We start from the raw sequence: 20,754 nt of genomic DNA, 5'->3' as shown, positions 1-20,754 counted from the left end.
TTTGCACACGTTTGTCCAAAAATCTTTACAATAGACTACCCAGAAATGGGGAGTTAGCGTATTATTCTCATACTATAGGTTCCCGTTCTTTGAGGATGTAATGCGTTTAGATATTCACTGTGCCGACCGAATTGGTATCGCACAAGAAATTCTCAATATTTTGGTAAGTTACCAGGTCGATTTAAAAGGTATCGAAGTTGATTCGGTTAATTGCCGAATGTATGTGAGTTTTCCACCGATAGAGTTTGAGCAGTTTCAAAAAATTATGCCATCAATTCGTTTAATTGATGGCGTAAAAGATGTGCGAACAACTGCATTCTTACCTTCTGAGCGAGAACATAATGAGCTAAATACACTGCTGAGAGCTTTGCCCGACGGCGTTATTTCTATAGACGCAAAAGGATGGGTGCGTTTATGTAATGATGCAGCATGCCGTGATTTACAGTTATCAGAAAAAGAAGTTATTGGCGCTAATATAAATAATTTATTGAAAGGCTTTAACTTCACCCGCTGGCTTGAGGGTAAAGAAGTATTAGGACAAACCACGCGTGTTGAAGTGGCAGGTGAAGACTTTATTGCCGATATTCTGCCTATTTCAGTTCCCCAAGGCGTTGAAGGGGATGTGCTTGCAGGTGCTGTTATTAATATTAAATCGCAAAGCCGTCTTGGTCAGCAGGTCAGTGCTTTTCGTCGTTATGGGCAAGAAAGTTTTGCCACTATTCATAACTTTAGTACTGCTATGCGTCGTGTTGTCAGAGAAGCACGGAAAATGGCGCAACTCGAAGCACCTATTTTAATAACCGGTGAAACAGGTACGGGTAAAGAGCTTTTAGCGCGTGCTTGCCACTATGCGTCTAATCGTTCTGTAAAACCTTTTATTGCTTTATCGTGCGCCTCGTTACCAGATGATGTTGCTGAATCTGAACTGTTTGGCTATGCAGGTTACGAGGAAAATGCAGCCCCAAAACGAGGCGTGTTAGAGCAGGCTGATGGCGGCACCGTATTCTTAGATGAAGTGGGTGAAATGTCGACTCAGTTACAGACTAAGTTATTACGCTTTTTGCAGGATGGAACTTTTAGAAAAGTAGGCGATGAAAACGAAGTTAAAGTGAATGTTCGTATTATTGCGGCGACTCAAAAAGATTTGCCAGCCATGGTTCAAGAAGGCACCTTTAGAGAAGATCTTTACTATCGTATCAACGTTTTGACTCTTGAAATAGCGCCACTTCGCGATAGAAAAGCGGATGTGGGTCCACTCGCTGAGCATTTTATTCAAAAATACGCTCAGCAAAACGGTCATTCGGTGCCTGTTTTATCGGAAGAATGTTTACGGTTTTTACAGGATTATCCGTGGCCGGGTAATGTGCGACAATTAGAAAACGCGATTTATCGCGCTGTTTCATTGTTAGATGATAATGAGCTTAGAATTGAGCATTTACAATTACCAACATTTACACATGATTTAGGCTATTTGGAGTCAGACTTTGAGGGCACACTTGACCAAGCCGTAAAACGCTTTGAAGCCACGTTACTTCGTAAGTTGTATCCGGCGTATCCAAGTTCTCGTCAGCTAGCGAAGCGTTTAGGGTTAAGCCATACCGCGGTGGCTAATAAGCTTAGAGATTACGGCATTAATCGTAAAACGGTGAAAGTGTAATTACCCTATGGGCACTATTGTTTAGTGCCCATGTCTTTTGTGACGCCATCAATGGCGATGTTTTTTATACCCTCGTTATCAAATTTAATAACAATACTGATATTGTTGCGCGCAAAAAAGTAGTCTCGGTTATCTAGGCTTATCACATAATCGCCCTTGACTGCTTCAGAAAACTGTCGTTTTTCTAATGCCAGAGTATGCTCGCCAATTTGCCAACGAAACCCTTCGAAGAACCCATTATTAAATTCCTGTACCCATATTTGTTGCTCATCTTTACTTAATGTAATGGCGACAGAGTAAGACTCAGGCAACGACATATCATAGGTTTTATTACCAATGGTGAATTTCTCTGTGTCTTGTTGCCAGCCAAAACCAAACTTAAAGGGTTTCTCAACCCCAGTAGGGTAACTTAAAGTCCCTTCGCCCGGGTAATTAAAATCAGCAAAGGCAGATTGAGTATATAAGCTTGCAGTCAACAAGGCCGCTAAATTAATAAATTTCATTAGATTATTCTTTTTTTATACTAATATATGCACAGATTAGAGCAGAATATTCGCCATAGCAATATGCTGTGATACACTTTGCTCATTAACAACTGGTTAGACCTTTATCGTGAACCTCTATTTCCGACTCATTTTATTGTTTTTTAAAATTAAACGTAATCGTGATTACCAAGACTTACTTGATACGATTGATATTGAATTTAAAGCATTACCCACTGACTGTGATATAAATTTTCATCTGACTAACTCTCGGTATTTAGGCATCATGGATTTAGCACGTACTTGGATGACTGAGCGGGTTGGATTGTTGCAGCATATTATGAAGCGTCGTTGGTTTCCAATCGTTAACGCGACGGCAATCACCTACATTCGAGACATTAAACCGATGCAAAAATACACAGTAAGCACGCGTTTAGTCGGATGGGATCATAAGTATTTTTATATTGAGCAAAAGTTTCATTCAGAGCGAGGCTTACATGCCATTGCTTATGTACGCGGTGTATTCAAGCGTAAGAAAGGAGTGGTTAGTGTTGAAGAAATGCTTGAAGTTGCTGGGTTTAAAGGTGTTGCGCCTATTTTACCGGCAGAGATAATGCATTGGAAAGAAATGCTTGAGCAAAAAAAGATCACTAATCAATGATGTTAATACACTGCCAATACACTCACTATTAACGCGTATAAGTATAATGCTCAAAGTAAAAAAAATGCCAGCGATTTGCCGGCATTTTTGAGGCTTTGAACACAATTTATTTCGCTGCACACACCGTGTGGCTAACAAACGTTAAGTCGTTTATGTGCGAAGGACCGTCCATAATGAATGTCGCTTCTGCAGTGTTCTGATCTAAGCGGTAGATTTTGGCATTTTCACTATTTTCTCTGCCAGAAATATAAATAGTGCCGTCATCTGCAATGGCAATGCCAGAAGCCCAATTAATGTCATGCTCGCCAACCAGTGTTAATTCAAAGCTGCCTTCATCTAATGTGTAAAGTGCTTTACCTGTAAGCACATATAACACGTTATTGTCGTTTGAAAAAGCAATGTCACCATCTGCAAATGTGTCGCCAGAGTATGAAAGCTTACCAAGCACAGTTTTATTACCTGTTGCTAAATCAAAGTCGTACATATAAGTTTTGCTTGTCGCACGAAGTGATAGACCATCAGGCGTGATAGCTGAGCGGTAAATAGGGAACGATGTACTATTGGCAACTTCTGCTTGCACGTTACTTGCTAAATCTAAGCTGAAGATTTGAGATGCTTTTGTAGTGCTATCTAGTTGCTGCATGAAATAAAGCACACCCTCATTGCTGGCAATGTTCGATGCTGTATTCGTAATACCTGCCACAACAGTGACAGCATTTGACGCTGGATTAAAGTGGTATACATACCCTTCAGTCTCAGAGCCAAAGTTATTGATACCATACAAGCCAGTCGTCACTGCACAAGGTGCAGGTACTTCAGTTAAGGAAACATTATCAAGTAATGCACCTACAGAATCTGAGCTACCACGGCCGATAAATTCGAGTACGGAGTTAGCATTGGTGGCCTCTACGTTGAAGGTATATTTGGTCCAACCTTTTGCACTGCTGTTAATGACCGCGAGTGAGTTTCCATTCCATTTTACTTCAGCTTTATTGGTATGATTGTTACCAACAATGCGTGCTGAATAATAAAAGCTCAATTCATATTTTTTTCCAGCTTGAGTGGCAATATTTTGCACAATACCGTAATTCGATGTTGAATCTAGCTCTAGATATTGCATGCCGTCTTGTGCTGCAATTAAGCCAAGTTTATTGGTTTGAATTTCAAATTTTGCATAGCCACTACGATCCCAGTGAGAAATATCACTGAATAGTTGCCATTGTCCTGAGTTTGCTGTTACAGCGTCAGTATTCTCAAAAGAGCCATTTGTAACTAAATTGGTGTTAGCCAATGCGATGCTTGTTGCAATAGTGAAAGGTAATATTGCAAATTTAGAAATCAGTTTTTTCATGATAACCTTATTTGTTAACATTTAATTAATGTAAGCTGGTATCATTTTACTGCTTTAGGATAGAAGTATTCAAACGAGGAACGGTCCTGTTTATATACGAAATACCCTAATAATTAGGTAACTTATTGACGATAAAACAGTTGTTTTATCTTTGGGAAAATTCTGATTTTTCAATTACTTTGGAGGTTTAAAATGCTAAACCTCCTTTAGTATGGTTTTTATTTTACTTTGTCATTATTTAGTTAATCTTGTTCTGACTTGTTCGCAAACCACCCCGCTTTTTGATTTCGATTTAACTTACCCAATACTTTTATGGCTTTTTCTAATGTGATGCGTTGATCAGCAATGTCTTGGTAAATTTGATTTGCGCGCTTTTTACGTTTAACAGCAGCTCCTGCATCTAAAAAAGATTCAACGACTTGGTTAAAGTAACGTGTAAAAGCATGTTGATGTTGTTGTGTGTGTTGTTGCTTGTTATCTGTTTTATCTAGTTTGTTGAATAGACTTGTGATCTCAGCTTGGCAAAACTCATTTTGCGCCAATGCACTTTTCTTTAAAAGCGCTAGTTTTTCTTGAAGATAATCAATATCTAAACGATTGAAAGACACAATCATATTTAAATTAGACAGTGTACTCCTAAACTCCTTGGCCGTGCATTGCTCATCAAAAAGGTGGTCTACCGAGTGTGAAATCTTTTGCCACTGTTGCCATGCATAAACATAATTGAGGCCGACACCTTTAATATTTTGCATCCCAACAATGACTTGATGAGTATTTGCTAATGCTAAGTCAGAGATTGTGTCGGTGAGTGCATCCGCAGATAAACTACTATCATCAAGCAAGGTCACTTTTGATTTTGCAATACTGAGTAGTTGCTGCTTGATTTCTTCACTGTGCTTAGATGTGTCTTGTTTTAAAGAGTCTAAAGTTGTTCGGGCTTGATAATGTTTTAGGTTTAATAGGATTGTCGAAATTTCCTTTTTACTCGCATCTGTGAGTACTTCGCTGATATTGGTTTTATCTACTGAAGTGCGGTGCGCCACCAAGAGTAATTTCTCAGCAATATCTTCATCATAGGCGTTAACTAAACGTGCCTTTAGTTGACAAGATGACATCAAATTAAGCTGAGTGAGTAAAATTTCAAGCGCTTTGGTGTCGTTATTGCTGATAATTTTATCGATGCGCTCTGTGAGTGCTTGCAGGTAATAACTATAAAAACCATCGACGTTAGTACCAATGACAACGATGCGGTCAAATCGCAAATCATGGCTTAAAATGCCGGCAAACACCTTGGAGCGTGCCACACGATCATTGCGGTTATTGATTAAGGCGATCACTTGCGTATCTGCTTTATTATTTAAATCATAAAGGCTCAATCGCTGCCAATTTTCTAGTGTTGCTAGGCGCTCATTGGCTGACATGCTATTAACAAAAGACTGAGATATTGCGCCTATGCGTGCCTGTGGGTAGTGTTGCAATACGCCGATATCAGGAATAATGCGTGCAGAGGTTTCTTTAAACACATAGTCTTTACTAAGGCCGATGTGTTGCGCCATTTTACACACAAGTGCAATATTAGCGGGGTGTTCTTGATATGGGTATAAAGCACGAATATCGTCAGTAACTTGCATACCATCTGCCCAATGCACTTGAATTAAACTGGCATTTTTTCGTTTGGCATTGAGTTCTAAAATTGGCGCCATATTTTGTTCACTGGTAAAAACAAGGCTATTCTCACCAATGAAATGACTTGTTTCGTTTGCAACATCAATGCCTGTGGGGCCTAATATATCTTCATGATCTGGGTATGCATTGGTTATTGTTGAAAAGTTATCTTGCATCCAGTTTCTCAGAATACGGACATAACGAGGTGTTAACCCCATGCATTCCCACAAAAACACATCGGCCTTAACATTTTTTGCAAAATGAAGCACATCACCTTGCTCCCAAATACTGGCTTTATCGAATGGTCTGAACAAGGGGATTTCGAATTGCTCTCCACTGGCTCTTGCATAAATTAATGTGGCTTCACAGCCTGTTGTTTTACTGATTAGCTTTAAACTCAAGCTACTAAACAGTGCTGCTTTTAATCGCTCTGTACCTGATTTTCCGCGAGTACCCCAACCACCAATAGATACTGGAATTTGCGCTCTGTCGGCGCGAATTTGGCGGCTCACTTTTATGTGGCGTGTCCAAAAATAACCTATGAAAGCCAGCACGAAAAACACCAGCTGACCAATACTGTTTTGATAAATTGAATAGGCATATTCTTTAAAACTCACCCAAATATTAAACATAAAAGGGGTAACGGCGAGTTTTTTATACAGAGTCGCAATACTTGATTCTACCGGGAAGTCGCTATCGAGTACCGCACCATATTGTTGGAAATCAAATGTAAATCCTTTCGCTCTTAAAGCATTTAAAAAATTATTTTGCTCTATGTCAGAGCCGTTTCGTAAATTATTAAGTTCTTCAAAGTTAAGTGAAATCCAGCAGTATGCTTGAAGGCGTTTAAATACTGTTTTGGGTGGTGTTACGACTAATATGCCATCAGGGGTATAGGTCTTCGCTGGGGCTTTTAAGTTATCTTGCGATAAAGTACTTAAAAGAAAGTCGAGCAATGGCAAATGAGGACGCGAACTAAATTGTAGGTCATCAAATCGTGGTTCGCCGGGGACATCTGTTTGGCTAATTTCTGCGACAGTGCAGCTTGGGACATGCATATATGCACTGGGTTTTCTTGCTTGTAAATGGTTATAGCTTTGGCGCTTACCTGTACTGGGGTTTTTAAATTCATGCCAAAAGCGCCAAAAGCGGAAGCCGCGTTTATAACCTTGATTTATGTGCCAACCTTGTTTCTTTTGACTCACATTGTAGGCTTCATATTTTTGCGCCTGTTGACTTAAAAGCCGACCTAGTAGTGCCTCGTCAATGTTTTGGTTATTGATTGACGAATGGGTGTTTAAGTTTGCCTCGAGTTCAGCAACGTGTTGTTGGTGCATAAAACTGACAAGCTGTTCACGGACACGGCTAATAATCCGCTTTATGGCAAGGTTTTGTTGTGCTTCAAGGTGTTTATTTAAGGTGTCGATGAAGCGCTTGAAAATCGTATTGGCTTGTTGCTCTTCACACTCAACCTGTAAATTAAACATAATACGTGGTGCAAGCTCGAGCAATAAACGTTGCTCTGCAAAATGTTGAGCTTGCATCAGTTGCTGTTGCCAAACAATCAAGCTGTGTTGCCCATCGCTAAATCGGGTTGCGGTTAATTGTTTAATTAATGTGAGCCTAATTGCGAGGTGGGTTTCTTTTTCTAAACGCTCGGTTATCAGTGCAAATGCGAATGAGCACGGCAGAATAAAACATTGTTCTATCACACTTTGACGCACGCGCGGGTAGGGGTGAGCTGCCAGCAACTGTAACAGGTTTTGATTTGCCTCATTGAGCGTTTGTTGTTTACTGATGATGGCTGAAAAAGCGCTTAATAAAAATAATTGTTGGCGGTCAGCTTTACCCGTATTTGGGACTTCTAAGTCAATGTGCGAACGCATGAAATAACGGGTAAAGGTGGGGCGAAGGTTGATCAGTATTTCTAATATATCCACTTTGGCTGCATGTGGTGTGGTTGATTTCTCAAGTGAGAGTAACAGCATTTCAACCAGATCAGCGCTAAATTCCGGATCGTCCACATGCTCGCTTAATAAAGTAACTTGGTTTGCCAAGGCCCTAAAAAGAGAGTTTTTTATTGCATCGTTATCTGTGTGTTCGAGTAAATCTAAAAAAAAGCTTTCTAAATTTACGGTTTGCCATGACTGCTCTATTTCGTGCAAATGAAGGCGTAAATAACGGTGCGTTAGGTCGCCCAGTTTACCAATTAAAAACTTTAATGATTGCTCAAGTTCAGACACTTTATCTTGATAACGGTTGATCATGGCCCCTTCATCAAACCAACGTGCGAAGGCTTCTTGATCTTGTTGTAACTGTTGTTTATCAGCCCCTAACGTGGCCGCATAATCCAGTATATGGAACTGTCTTTCTGCTTTGAGTTCGGCATGACTTAGCTTTTCTATAAAACGGCTATGATCTGCATCTAACTTTGTAAGTTGATGTTGTAGGGTATCTATTTTATGAGTTAAAAAGGCAATTGCTTGCAGTAATAACCAGTCATCTTCGTCGTGTCCGTCTGGTTGGTTCTTGATCAATTCCCACTGACTTAGCTCGTTGACTAATTGACGGTATTTTTGCCTGTAGAGATCTAACCAAAAGCTTGCGATATCTGCAAAAAGTAAGGTTTCTAAGCGTTTTTTAAGTTCTTTACTGCTCATAATCTCTTCGCTCTAGCAAATGGTTAAGTTGAAGTGTCGGAAAAATAATTTCATCATGGGCGTAGGGAGCAAAGCCAGTATGCTGATTATTGCCCGATGAAAATTCCAGACTGATATTATGGTTATTCCATACCCAGTCTTGCTGCCAACTGATTTTTAGCCAACCCTGTGAGAAGGAGCCTATATCAATTTGCTTTTGCCAAGCTACCCGACTGATGTACTGCCACGTGGCTGTTGCACGATGATCATCGGCAAAACGGTAGTAGCTATCAAGACCAACTTGCAAAATGTGACCATGGTAATATTGGTTCCAACTGCTGTTAAACCGCAAATAATCAAGACTTAGCCAATCATCATTTGAGCCAGATGCAACACCAAAGTTGAGGTAGTTATCTACCCAAGGTTGGTAGCGATATTGGTAAGAACCTTGCCAGCCAGAAGCATGATTTTCACGATAAAAATTAAAAATATTAGGGTTTAGTTTCTCGTCATTGAGGTAGTCGTTTAAGTCTGCGCTACTGATGTGAATAAAGGGGGCAACAGACCATTGATGCCGATGCACTGTATCTTGGCGCCATACTTGTCCAATACTAATAGCGCCATTTAACGCGTATTGGCTATCTGAGTTATCATGACTAAGCTGCCATCGACTTGTGATCTGTGAATCGATAAACCAATGGCTCGTGTCATCAAGCCAAGAGTGGTAACCATTTAAGGCAATGAAGTCATGCTGCTTTTCGTCAAACGCATAATAGCCTTCTAATTGATACCAATGTTGTTGATCATTAAAGCGAAGCCTCACACCTATGTCGGTTTCTTGTTGTGCAGGAATGTCTTCTGCACTTTGAAATATATGTTGTCGATCAAAGCGAATAAAGCCTTGTAGGTTGGTCTCATCGCTATGCAAAGTGGCTTGCTTATTCACTATTTTAGGTGCTGATGGTGCCTGATAAGTGATTAGTTCTGGCAGTGGCATATTGATGTCAGAAAAACTCGTAATCTTGTTGTTTCTTTCACTTAAATGCCAACGATAGAGGCGTACATACTTTAATTGATCCGTGCGCACTTCAATTTTACCTGCTGGATGGAAAAAACGACGCTCGCTGCGTTTGTTTTCATTCATCTCTTCTAGTTTTACTAATGTATCGGCAGGTAAGTTAGCAATAAGTGGCGTATCAGCTGATACAGTATAAAACGCTAAATTTGTTGGTAGCGGCAACGCTTTCCATTGCCCCTCAATATATTGCTCTGCTTCAATAGCAAGCTGTTGCGACAGGTATGGGTTGAGCCAACGTACGGCAATTGTATTGTTGTTTAACTCTCGCTTATTAAAGGTGAATGGAATGCTTTGCTGCTCAGAAACAGACCACACCTTTTGTTGATTTGCTAACTGAAAAGAGATATTAGCACTATTTGCACGCGCTAATTCTGCGCTAGAAAAGTTAAATTTAAAGCGAATTTGTGTGCCTTCAGTCTTCGTTAAATCAATATATAAAGTATGAAAAGGGCGTAATAAAATCCCTTGCTCAGGTGCGGATTGAGTCGTGTGTTGAGCAAACCTGTCGGCAAAACTACGTTGTTCAGTCTCTTGCATATTAAACAGACGTGTACCAGCGTAATCGAGCATGTTTTCAATGGGCTGCCACTGACCAAAGCGTTCAATTCTATTTTGTAAGAAAACCGAATGGGCAGAGGGGGGAAGTGTGTCGATTCGTTGCAGCAGTTGTGTGTACTGATTATTGCTAAGACGTTTTTCAGATAGTAGATACAACCCATTGATAAGGAGTTTGTTTGGCGTTGTATCGTGCGCATGAATAAGCGAGCTAATATCATCGCTGGTGGCTTGAGTGGTGGCATCAGAATAATAATCAAAAAGTGCAAATAACTGCTTTGGAATAACACTTATATCAAGGTAAGCAGCTTGATTGGTGGTCACAGTGAGCGTTTCACCGGCTTGCAAGCTAATAACTAAATTAGCGGCAATAGAGACTGCTTGCTGATTACTGACGAATTGGGATGTGGCCGCTATATCACTAAAAATGGGCATTAACTTATGCTGATACTGACTATCAGCTTTTAACCACGCGGTATGATATTCACCACTTTGATCGGCTTTAGTCCGTGCCTTTATGCTTAAATGCATTACGTGGTTAGCGGTAAATACCCAAGGTATATCGTTATTAACGAGGGTGCTTTGTTGCTTTCCTTCTGGGTTAATCAACGCGTATTGCGAGCCAATAGAGCGTTGATAAAGTGCCTCTTCAGGTTTTTCAAGTTGCGTTAAACTCTGATAATTGAGCGCACTAAAACTGTGTTCAACCTGTGTTTGCGCTTGGGTTTGATGTGCAAGCCATACTGCTAAACGGTTCTTTTGCTGTTTTACTGCGAGGTTTATAAGTTGAGCTTCACATTGCTCTATTGTCCTCACGTTCCCCGCACATAATGCAAAAAGTTTATGTTCGATTTGTTCTGCTTGATAGGCACGAACAAGGGCTTGTGCGGCATAGTGCTTTAACTGAGCGTGCTGCGCGCTTTTATACAAGCCTTCAAGGTAACTGTTGGCAAGGTGAAACTGATGTTGTTCACGCAGTATGGCTACTCTTAGCTGCCATGCTTTAATCGCAATATCAGGGTCTGGGCTTGTGCTCAACGGTTTCAATAAAGCCAGTGCTTCTAGAGGCGCTGATGTAGCAATATGTTGTGCTTTTGTGAGTGACGCTTGCCAGTCTATATCGGGGTTATTTTGCAAAGCCGGTGTATAGGGTTCGATTGAAGCCACATAGTCGTCATGTTGTTTGTTTAAATAACGACTCAATAAATTAGCGATAATAGGGCTTGTTTCAGTGAGGTCTCCCTGTTTCTGATACAGTAATTCGTCACTCGGTAAGGAGGCGAGTGTTCTCGCATACAGGGCAAAATCGATAGGCTTCGAGGTGTTGGTTAGCCTTTTAATCGTTACCGATGAGGTTGAAATAGGCACCGAAATCATAAGTGTTTGATAATGTTCGGTCGCTTTTAGGTTTATAAGCCAATTACGCTCACCCGCGGTTAACTGAAATTGGGTGTCTTGTTGTGTTTTTGCAATAAGGGTTAACCACGGCGTTGCACGTTGTTGAATGCTTAAATCGAACTCAATGGGTTGGTGTCCAAGGTAGGTTAATTCGCGCACTTGCTGATTAATACGTGGGTAAAACCGCTCATCAACGAGGCGTTGCTCCACTAATTCGCTAATGGTTTTGCTATGCATTTGTAGTGATGAATGCTCAGTGCTGCCAGTGAGGTTTGATTGCACTGTCATCATCGATAATAAGTTGTAATGACGTTTTATAGAAAGCGGGTTGTTTTGTGTGTACACATCATCGCTAAACACACTAAAAGAGTGTGTGTTATAAACCGATTCAATCGCTTCATTTGCGGTGGTTAGCCAATAGGGGAGTAACAGTTTTTCTTGTTCTTTTTCGGCTGCGCGGTCATCATAAATAGCGCGGTGGCTTTGCTCAATTTTAATATACGCATTGGTGTGACTTTTAAGAGTTAAATACTGCCCAGCCGCAATGGCAAGGTAGTCACTGTTTACGAGGCCTACATCGTATTCGCTAAACTCAAATGCTTGGCTATTTATGGTATTTACTCTAGCAACCAGTTCGTTATCAATAGATGCGTACACCACACCATTAGGATCGGGCTGCTGCATATTTTGACGTACAGAGATCGTTAGTTTTTTTGCAGCAGGAAAAAACAGTTTCACTTCTTCATTTTTTTTGAGCGCATAATACCGCTCATTTCCTTGGGCAGAGCTTAGTTGTATGGAAGGAGCGGCTATTTTTATGGCGCGCCTAAAGCTGTCTCTTGCGCCTTGGTAATGGCCTATCATGGCAGTAAATTCAGCACGCTCGTCGAGATGATTTTGTATGGCAATAATGCGGTTATGCCCAGTGGCTGGCAGCTGACAGCGTTTGGTATTACAAAGTAAGTCGCTGTGAACGCGTAAACGTTGTTGTAAATACTGCGTGTTACCTGCACTTAGAATAAACTGATTTAAAAGTGCGGGGGCTATTTCAAGCCAATGACCTTCTGGTAGCCACAAATAACGGTGCTGTTTGGCATCAAAAGTTAGGTGCTGCGTTGTCGCCAAAGGCGATAAGTGTGGTGATGTGTTTAACCAAGTAGGGGGCATCAGCACGGCGTGTTTTGGCTGTGAGGCTTTGGCTGGCTGACATAGCAGCAGCGTTATACTAACGAGAGCAATTACGAAGTAAGGCATTGTTTAAACAGCTTTAATAAGTGGTTATCAGTGATTAATTTTTCGCGAATTTCGCGGCTTAATTCAATATGGATAAATTGACTATTGCTTGGCGCAAGGGTTGTGAGTATATTTTTTGTTCCTCCAAGCTCATAAATATCTCGGCCATAGAGCATCACAGCAACGTTTAGTTTTTCATTTAAGCAGTCGGTGATATTACGTGTTAATAACGATGCATTTTCACGACCTTGACTGACAATAATGTCGGCTTTTCTGCCTTGATTAGTTTTACGTTTTTCTTTGGCGAATCCATGTAATTGGAAAATGGTAAAAGACTCAACGGTATCCGCATAGGCTAAAATAAATGCATTTGCAGCACTTTCTTTATATTTACCAAAGTCAATCAGCACGCCATTTGCGTCGCGACTTGTGCGGTGCTTGGTATTGGTAAGGAGTACCTGGCAGTCATTAAATAGGGAGCGTGCAATATCTAAAGTATGCAGGTCATAGAAGCGGTGTGGGGCATACGCAATGCAGGCATATCCGGTTTCCTTAAAATGTATTTCACCGCCAGAATCTAATGATTCCTTTGCGTATAACCCCCCATCCTTTAACGTGAAATGGGAAGGGACGGCCTCGCTATTTTTTAGCCACTGCTGAAAGTCGGTATGAAGTTCAGAGATGTTTGATTCAGCTTGGCATGCCGAGATCAATAACCCCGTGATAATGATGATAAACTTAATATTCATTGTTCCACCACCTTACTTTTTGCTCCCCCAGCGGGTACTCCTGAAGTATCGATAACCAGACTGTCTCAGATGCGCTAATTGTCAGTGAGTGCAGTTTATTTATGTCACTTGATACCGTATGCGTGACGCTAGGGTAGCTATTTAATTGGCTATTTTTTGGATGAATTAGAAACGCGTTAAGTAATTCTGAGCTATGTAATTGAACACGCTGTTTAGCGATACTGTACTCGCTGGTTAATCCTGATTTGTAATTAGCTTTTTCAAGAATGTTAAACTCAATAGGCTGCGCACTGCGCGAACGAAACAGCTTAAAGACCACACTCATTGGTTGTTCTTGCGCATCAAAGTTGAGTATCAAAGGCGTATTTTTATTGAGTTGATAGAGACGTTGTTTAATCCACGGTCTCTCACCATGCCAGTTTTGATAGGTTGCCGTTGCTTTATTTTGTAATTGTTTTAACTCAGTCGCTGACACATCTGATGCATTACGTTCTTGAGCACGGGTATTAGACAACCTAAAAATCAGTTTGTTATCACCCGTATCAGAATAACTGGCTGGGGTCTTAGGTGTGTAAAGTCCAAAGTTAAAAATTTGTGCCGGTTGTTTAGGTATAAAGTAACGGTCAGGGCTAAGTGCGAGGGCCACATTTGAAATAGGCAGTAGAGTGTAAAGCTCTCTTGGCTGATAAAAGGTCGTCATTGGCTCAACTTCAGCAGGGGGCGTAAAGGTTCGAATATTGGCAAAACGTGCCTGCTGTGTTAATTCAAAGTGATTATTCGCGCGTAGTTCGTACCACGCTGCAATATCATAAAATTGATCAATCGGCGTTGTGATATTTTGATGAGCAACTACACGCTGATAATGAAATTGTGCGTAACGAGCGCGCAACTGGACATAAGTGTCTTTATTCGCCTTTATTTGTACTCGATACGCATTAGCTGGCGTGCGCAAATAATACGAGGTGAGTAAACCAACACGCTGCCTTTGCGTTGTATCGTCTATAAGGCGATCGTAGTGTGAGACGTCGCCTTTATGCGCTAAAGAGAAGCGTTCGATTTCTGTGTGTGTTTGATCAAATAAAACGACCTCTAACTGACTTGTTTCTAAAGCACGTACGTCTAGCTTTAAGTCACTTTTGGGGTCAATATCAAACTCGACATTGCCTTGCTCATTTATTAAATAACTGCCAGCATAACTCGTTAAAATTGGGGTGTCTGAGAGAGTTTGCCATTGAGTAAGTATCGCTTCATCACTACAAATACTCACTAATCCAGCTGCAATGAGCTGTGTTTGATAGCGGTTTTCAACATCGGTAGGAGCAAAGCTGACAGGCGTCGGCGCCGAGAATTGCAGTTTGTCATACCAAATTAAATGTGGCAGTTTTGCGCCTTCTTTGACGGTGAAAATAAGGCTGTCGGGTTCATCTAAGCGAACGCTGGCACATAAACCCTCTTCGGTAAAGTAAGCACCTAAATCGTGTTGTTCAGCACTAAAGTCATAGGTCAACACATTATAGGGGAGGCTTTCGTAGAGAATATCAGATTTAAAGTCGATATCTGGAATACCCTGTGGGGCGATTTTCTGCCACCAGTAAGCCATCGCATTACTGATTTCGTTACTGGTTAAGGCATTTTCACCTAACGTTAAATAGTTTGTTGCCCGTTGACGGCGATCTAATGGTCTTTTAAGCCATGTGTTAAGAGGATCAATACTTTGTTCAGGGGTTTTAGCATGCACACGAACGACCACTCCTTGAAGATTAGCCTGTTCGGGGATCATAGTCAGCTCTAAGCTGGTCGCACGTGGGTAATGAGCTATGGGTAAGTAAAAAGATTGTCCCGAGGCAACACTCAAGGATTGTTTGTTTTCAATAATTTGCTTAATTTTTTGGCCGTCTAAGTCGGTGTACAGCTTAGAAGCATGATGATAAATATCGTCTAAAATCACACGCTCTTGTTGGTCATACAGAACATACTTAATAGCGTAGTTAACCGGTTGATCAAAAGAAATCGAGTTATCAAATACGGCATTAGAAAGAATGCGCAACGAGTGGGTCCGCTGATTCGAAAAATTGAATCGCAGTGGCTTATCCTTACTCAACCATTGCACATTAGAGCGTGTTTCTTCGCCTGTGCTGGCACCAATAGGCTCAGCTGAATCGAGCCAAACAAAAAAGTGTCGACCAAAGAACAGTAGGGTGAATACCACACTGACAATAACCAGTAGCGCAAGCAAGCGTTTAATTAAATACACTGTCGCCTCCGCTCATCATAAGATTAAACCCATCTAGGTCAAATAGCTGATTTTTAGTGGGGTAATATATGGCTGTGATTTTGCTGTTGTGTTTGAACATCAAAGCATATTTATTGACATGCTCTAACTCAATTGTGTGCAGTGAACATTTATTCATTTCGTTGCATAATCGTGCCAAAGACGTGAGACGTTGGTTCGCGGCGTAGCTATCAATAATGCTCTTCATATTTTGCTTATCAAGGTCGCTTAACGCTTGCCAGTTCGACGGCGACAAAGTAGCGAGATTGATAACTGTTAGTGCTGGGGTGTTCGAAATAGCCAGTAAACGCTGTAACAAACTGCTTTGGCTTACTGAAAATTGCGTTTTGAAATCAGACGCTAACCACAAGGTTGCCAGCTCGCTATTCGCATTAAATTGTTGATAGCCCGCTTGAGGAGAGCTACCAATTTCAAGCCCTCTGGTTGCTGCTTGTCCTTCAACAACTTGATACTTAATCCCCAAAGCCGTTAACTGATTACTCAGTTGATTCATCAGTGGTGTGGCAAGCTCATTAATCTGTGTCGTCGAGAATGCGATAGCATTCGGGCGCACCCAAGAAGGCGCGCTGTGGCTTCTTATCTGAATGTTTAAACTGGGTGTCATTTCATTAAAGCGTAAGTAGCTTTGATGAACGATATTAAATAACGACCCTACATTATCGACGGCTAATACATTCGCTTTTGGATGCGCATACGGATGAGCCCCCGCAATTGCTAAGTAAGCTGCATTGGTGCGGCTGAACAACTCGCTGGCAACAGCCAATGTATTACTTTCAAATAAAGGGCGGGGAACACTAAGAGTGATAGACTCATGTTCACTTAACTTAAAGATATATAAGCCCTGACCTTGCTGATACGCTTGGTTTTTGTCCTGAGGGCTCAATAGTAAATAGCGGCCGCTCATTGTCTGGACCTGTTGTAATTGGTAGTTAAGTAACTCAGCAGTGCCATTAATTTGTTTTAACTGATTTAGGTTATTCTCATTGAGAGGATCATTTCCTATCTGTGCAATTAATTTATACAGTGGTTTGAGTATTTCGAACTCCCAAAGGGCCACCTGGTTTTTAGACAGCGGTTGATATTTAAAACTGCCTTTTTCACTGATATGCACAGAAAAATCATCAATTATTTGGTTAATGTCTCGTTCTAATTTATTAAACTGAAGTGTGCTGTAGCGTTTATTATCGCGATAAGCATTGGCTAATATACTCGCGTAGTTGTCGCTATCTAAAAACACCTCAAGCAAGGAGCCCGAAAATTGTGAGGTGGGTAGACTATTTACTGTTGCGCTACCAAAGAACGTTTCTTCAGACCCCATAAATTGGTGAATTTCTCGTTGGCTTATTGATGCAGGAAGTTGATTATAAATCCAATATTGGCTCTGTGATTTTGCTGGAGAATCAGTTAAAGAGACTTTAGTAAAGTGGTTAGACTCACGTACCTGCAATACTTCATCAGTGTTAAGTGCCGTAATAAATGCCTGATAGAAAGGACTTTGTTGATTCTCTTGCGCTAACGTTTGTTGTGGTGTCTTTGCGGTACCATAAACCAGCGCTTTGCTATTGAGGTGCTGAAATATAAGCCCTGCTGAATCACTTGCTAAACTTTCGGTGATAGGAAATGGTACGGTGATCAATAAAGGCGTTGATTGCGGATTTTTATTTAATACGAAAAGGCCGCGCTGCTGATCTTCAAACGTGTCTATTATATAAATATAGTCTTCATCACTTTCAAGTCTGAATCCTATCGGGTTAAACAGCGCGTTAAGACTGGCTATCGATTGATTATTTTTAATCGCCTGATTAACTTGGTAAACCCCATATTTAAAATCAGTGACAGCTTGATTTGCTTTATAGCTACTCACGGTGACTTTGTTTGACTGTGCGGTATATAAATAACTTTTGTAACGGCTGATTTGCTGGTCAAGGGTGAATACGTGGTGACTTTGAATGTCTGAAGTCTCAGTGTGTTTTGACAGCATTGACGGTACAAGCATCACAATAAAACCAACCAAAATAGCAAATGCCCCCCCAACGACTGAAGTTTGAAATGTTGCCCTGATCACCAGCCCTAATGCGTTTTTTTGGTAAATTTTGAGTGCAAGTAAAGTGGCAAGCATATAACCAAATGCAAACGTATCTGTGACCTTTATAGCGGGGAAATACCACACCACAATGTAGTTGAGAATTAGTTTATACACGAAGCCAATAGTGAAGAAGAATAGCAGTAATCGAGCGCCTTCAATATTGGCGTGCTTAAGGCGAGTAAAGTGAATTAACGAGCCGCCTAACACTAAAATGACCGCTGTTTCAGCGAAAGAGGTCAACAGTTTACTGGGTTGAGTTAACTGAAGTGCTAATAAGGCGGGTAGCATTATTCCGTTAAATTCCCAGCCGTATTTTATGTTTGCTCTTGAGGCAATAAAGGCCGTGATCACTAAAATAATATAGGCCTTGGGAGCGGCAATAATGGATGCCGCAACGGCTTCGTACATAATACCTAAATTAGCAATACTGAAATTAGTAAACGGCATCAGTACGAAGCGAACGAGCACAAAGGTGATCAAAAGTTGAATAAAGGTGACTTTTAGACCGTATTTGAAGCCGCCATTCCACATTACATTCGCTGTTAAAGCAATAATCACAAGACCCAAAGAGTACAGTTGTGACGCGTAGTCTAGGGTAATATCCCACTGACTTAATTGATTGGCAACGGGAGGCCACACTAACGTGTCCATACAAACACGTACTAAAATACTCAGCAATATAATGGCAAAAAACCGGTCACGACCAAACATCTCGCCATAACCACATTTTTCCATTATGTAATGTGCGCTAAATCGCATTAAGCCATAGACAACGATTGCTTCAATAATGATAACGACGGCAGATGTGGGACTGATGATGAGCAAAGGCACGATATAACCTGGCACCACAAGCCCCGTTAATGGGAAACCAAAACGTAAGTTCAATAGACAAACAACGGCCGTACCCACCCACACGGTGGTAATAACTGACTGTCCAAGGCCACTGCCTGCGGGAAAGAGAGCTAAGACAAAGTCCATTATTGCTCACTCAGGGTTTCATCATAACCGTCGTCGAGTTGTGGCTCACTCTCAAAGGTATCGAGAAATTCAAATAAAATACCCGATACTTGAAATGGTTCACCCGAAGCGGTTTGCGATCCATCGGTATGAATCGCTTTTATATTTAAAACATAATGTTGATTATTAAGGACTACCGGTAAATGAATATCCGCCTTATTTAATGTGACATAGCGCAATTTACCTTTGGCTACTTCGCTATCAAGGGCGCAGCTATGACATAACAAATCTAAGGCTGTCATTTCAAAAATGGTAAGCTGATGTTGTTTAGCAAAGTGTTCTAACGCTGCATTTGTTTGTACGACTTGACCGAACAGGTTAAAGAGAACCGTTGCGCAGCGTGTATGATTAAACACCAACTCTAAGGTTGTTAACTTTTGCTCCATGTCATTGAGCGAACGTTTAACTTGCTGATCGATTGGCTCATGTAGTTTGAACGACACAAGTCTATTGAGTAAGTTCTGATTCTTCGCCTGAGTTGTTTTATAAATATGATAATGAAAGAGCAGTTCAGCGACTTGTGCTGCAAATTTGTTCACATTTTTCTCAAAGGCGTGTCGATCAAAAGTCTCATTTGGAATAACCGATAAAGCCCAAAAACCCCGAACATCACCCGCGTAAACAAGGGGGACCATAAACTCTATTTCGGTGTTGAGCACATTTTTAAAAAAAGGTCGGCTAATCTTTACAATACCCAGTGCTTTTAATGCGTCACTGTACGGGGATCGTTTGTAGTCACGGCGCATTTCTTGGATATTGTCGAGTTCGCAATTGATCGCTCTTATTTCAACAATGCGATGATCATCTTCTTTTCTCGCCAAAAAAATTGATTTTTCGAGATCTAATTGCTGGCTTATTAGTTGAATTATTGGATCCCATGGAGAGGCTTGCTCAATAAAGGTTTGCGGTAAAAAACGGCCCATCATTTTCTGTTGGATATTATTTACAACCCCCGTTAGTGCTTTATCTTCAGATAGTTTTCGTACAATCAAAGCCGAAAAAAGGGTCGAAAAGATAACAATAATGTATTGGCCAACAGGGATATAAACAGCAGCAAACTCGATACCAAGGTAACTGACCACGACCCAGAAAAGGCAACTTGCCAAGGCAATGACAAATGAGTAAATAACAGCCAGTTTTTGAAAGCTAAACAGCAGGCTAATTACCAGAGCAAGTTCAATGAGGGCGCTATAACTAGGTTTAAGCTCTTTCACCGTGGTTGTTTTTTCGATACTGTCTGCGGCATAGGCCATAAGCAGGAGAGGATCGTTCAATCCCGTTAACTTAGGAGCATGAATATTTACATTAAACGCAGAACTTGTTTGGCCAACAATAATGACTTTATTCTTTAATTGTTCACTCATAACATCAGAGCTTAGAACCCGCTCAGCACTGAATTTAGGGAGAGCACTGACCGCTAATTTAAAATCAATTAGCCGAGGTTGCTGACCTTCATAGCCAAAAACAGTTTGCCAGATGCTATTACACAGAGACTCTTTATCATTGGCTGGGATTCGCATGTGGTAACTTGACCACATTTCAACACGTGGTACACAGTATTCGCTTTGCGTTATAGGATAATAAACACGGTTGGTAATTGAAGGTGTTATATTTTGGTTTGATAAAACGATAACGGCCTTGGGGTTATATTCAGTTATTTTTTCAATAAGTTCTGAATGGTTTTTAGCCAAGTTTTTACTTGTTATAAGTACGATATTGGTGTGCTGCGTTTCACCAAACGATGCTAACTTTTGATAGAAATAAGCATTACTAGCTTGAAAAAGATTCAAAACATTATTAATCACCACTAAAGCAAACAAGCCAAGCGTAAGCCAAAAAATATGGTGATTCTTTAATAACAATAATCGTTGAGTGACAGCCACGCTTCTT

10 protein-coding genes are annotated in these 20,754 nt (G+C 40.8%); 2 read left to right on the top strand and 8 right to left on the bottom strand.

Annotation, left to right across the window (positions count from 1 at the left end; all coding sequences use genetic code 11):
• Nucleotides 1–100 precede the first annotated feature (100 nt).
• Nucleotides 101–1,657, top strand: coding sequence for a transcriptional regulator TyrR (gene tyrR, locus ACSSVW_RS08870; RefSeq protein ID WP_036966980.1), 1,557 nt, complete (start codon nucleotides 101–103; stop codon nucleotides 1,655–1,657).
• Between the two features lie 14 nt (nucleotides 1,658–1,671).
• Here the strand turns inward: tyrR and ACSSVW_RS08865 are convergent, their stop codons facing one another.
• Nucleotides 1,672–2,160 (bottom strand): hypothetical protein, encoded by a 489-nt coding sequence (locus ACSSVW_RS08865; RefSeq protein WP_036966984.1) that lies wholly within the window; start codon nucleotides 2,158–2,160, stop codon nucleotides 1,672–1,674.
• 109 nt (nucleotides 2,161–2,269) lie between these two features.
• Here ACSSVW_RS08865 and ACSSVW_RS08860 point away from each other — a divergent pair, with 109 nt between their 5' ends.
• Nucleotides 2,270–2,800 (top strand): thioesterase family protein, encoded by a 531-nt coding sequence (locus ACSSVW_RS08860; RefSeq protein ID WP_036966987.1) that lies wholly within the window; start codon nucleotides 2,270–2,272, stop codon nucleotides 2,798–2,800.
• Between the two features lie 106 nt (nucleotides 2,801–2,906).
• Here ACSSVW_RS08860 and ACSSVW_RS08855 read toward each other — a convergent pair whose 3' ends face one another.
• The 7 genes from ACSSVW_RS08855 to ACSSVW_RS08825 form a co-directional block, all read right to left on the bottom strand.
• Nucleotides 2,907–4,151 (bottom strand): DUF642 domain-containing protein, encoded by a 1,245-nt coding sequence (locus ACSSVW_RS08855; RefSeq protein WP_454179166.1) that lies wholly within the window; start codon nucleotides 4,149–4,151, stop codon nucleotides 2,907–2,909.
• 242 nt (nucleotides 4,152–4,393) lie between these two features.
• Complete coding sequence (locus ACSSVW_RS08850) at nucleotides 4,394–8,476, bottom strand: poly-gamma-glutamate synthase PgsB (RefSeq protein ID WP_454179165.1); 4,083 nt, start codon at nucleotides 8,474–8,476, stop codon at nucleotides 4,394–4,396.
• Nucleotides 8,466–12,740: a hypothetical protein gene (locus tag ACSSVW_RS08845; protein WP_454179164.1), complete on the bottom strand. Its 4,275-nt coding sequence runs from the start codon at nucleotides 12,738–12,740 to the stop codon at nucleotides 8,466–8,468. Before ACSSVW_RS08845 ends, ACSSVW_RS08850 begins: the two co-directional genes overlap by 11 nt.
• Entirely contained in the window at nucleotides 12,725–13,468 is a 744-nt protein-coding gene (locus ACSSVW_RS08840) for a hypothetical protein (RefSeq protein WP_454179163.1), read from the bottom strand. Before ACSSVW_RS08840 ends, ACSSVW_RS08845 begins: the two co-directional genes overlap by 16 nt.
• A complete protein-coding gene (locus tag ACSSVW_RS08835; RefSeq protein ID WP_454179162.1) occupies nucleotides 13,458–15,722 on the bottom strand; it encodes a hypothetical protein in 2,265 nt (754 codons plus the stop codon). The genes ACSSVW_RS08840 and ACSSVW_RS08835 overlap by 11 nt, the downstream gene beginning before the upstream one ends.
• On the bottom strand, nucleotides 15,709–18,825 hold the full coding sequence (locus ACSSVW_RS08830) for a poly-gamma-glutamate biosynthesis protein PgsC/CapC (RefSeq protein WP_454179161.1): 3,117 nt from the start codon (nucleotides 18,823–18,825) through the stop codon (nucleotides 15,709–15,711). The genes ACSSVW_RS08835 and ACSSVW_RS08830 overlap by 14 nt, the downstream gene beginning before the upstream one ends.
• The gene (locus tag ACSSVW_RS08825; RefSeq protein WP_454179160.1) at nucleotides 18,825–20,747 is read right to left on the bottom strand and encodes a hypothetical protein; all 1,923 of its coding nucleotides are present in this window, start codon (nucleotides 20,745–20,747) and stop codon (nucleotides 18,825–18,827) included. The genes ACSSVW_RS08830 and ACSSVW_RS08825 overlap by 1 nt, the downstream gene beginning before the upstream one ends.
• Between the last annotated feature and the right edge of the window lie 7 nt (nucleotides 20,748–20,754).

The sequence above is a fragment of the Pseudoalteromonas sp. MBR-15 genome (assembly GCF_053628915.1).
The sequence above is the reverse complement of the archived record's forward strand: the minus strand, read 5'-3'. Positions and strand labels throughout refer to the sequence as shown.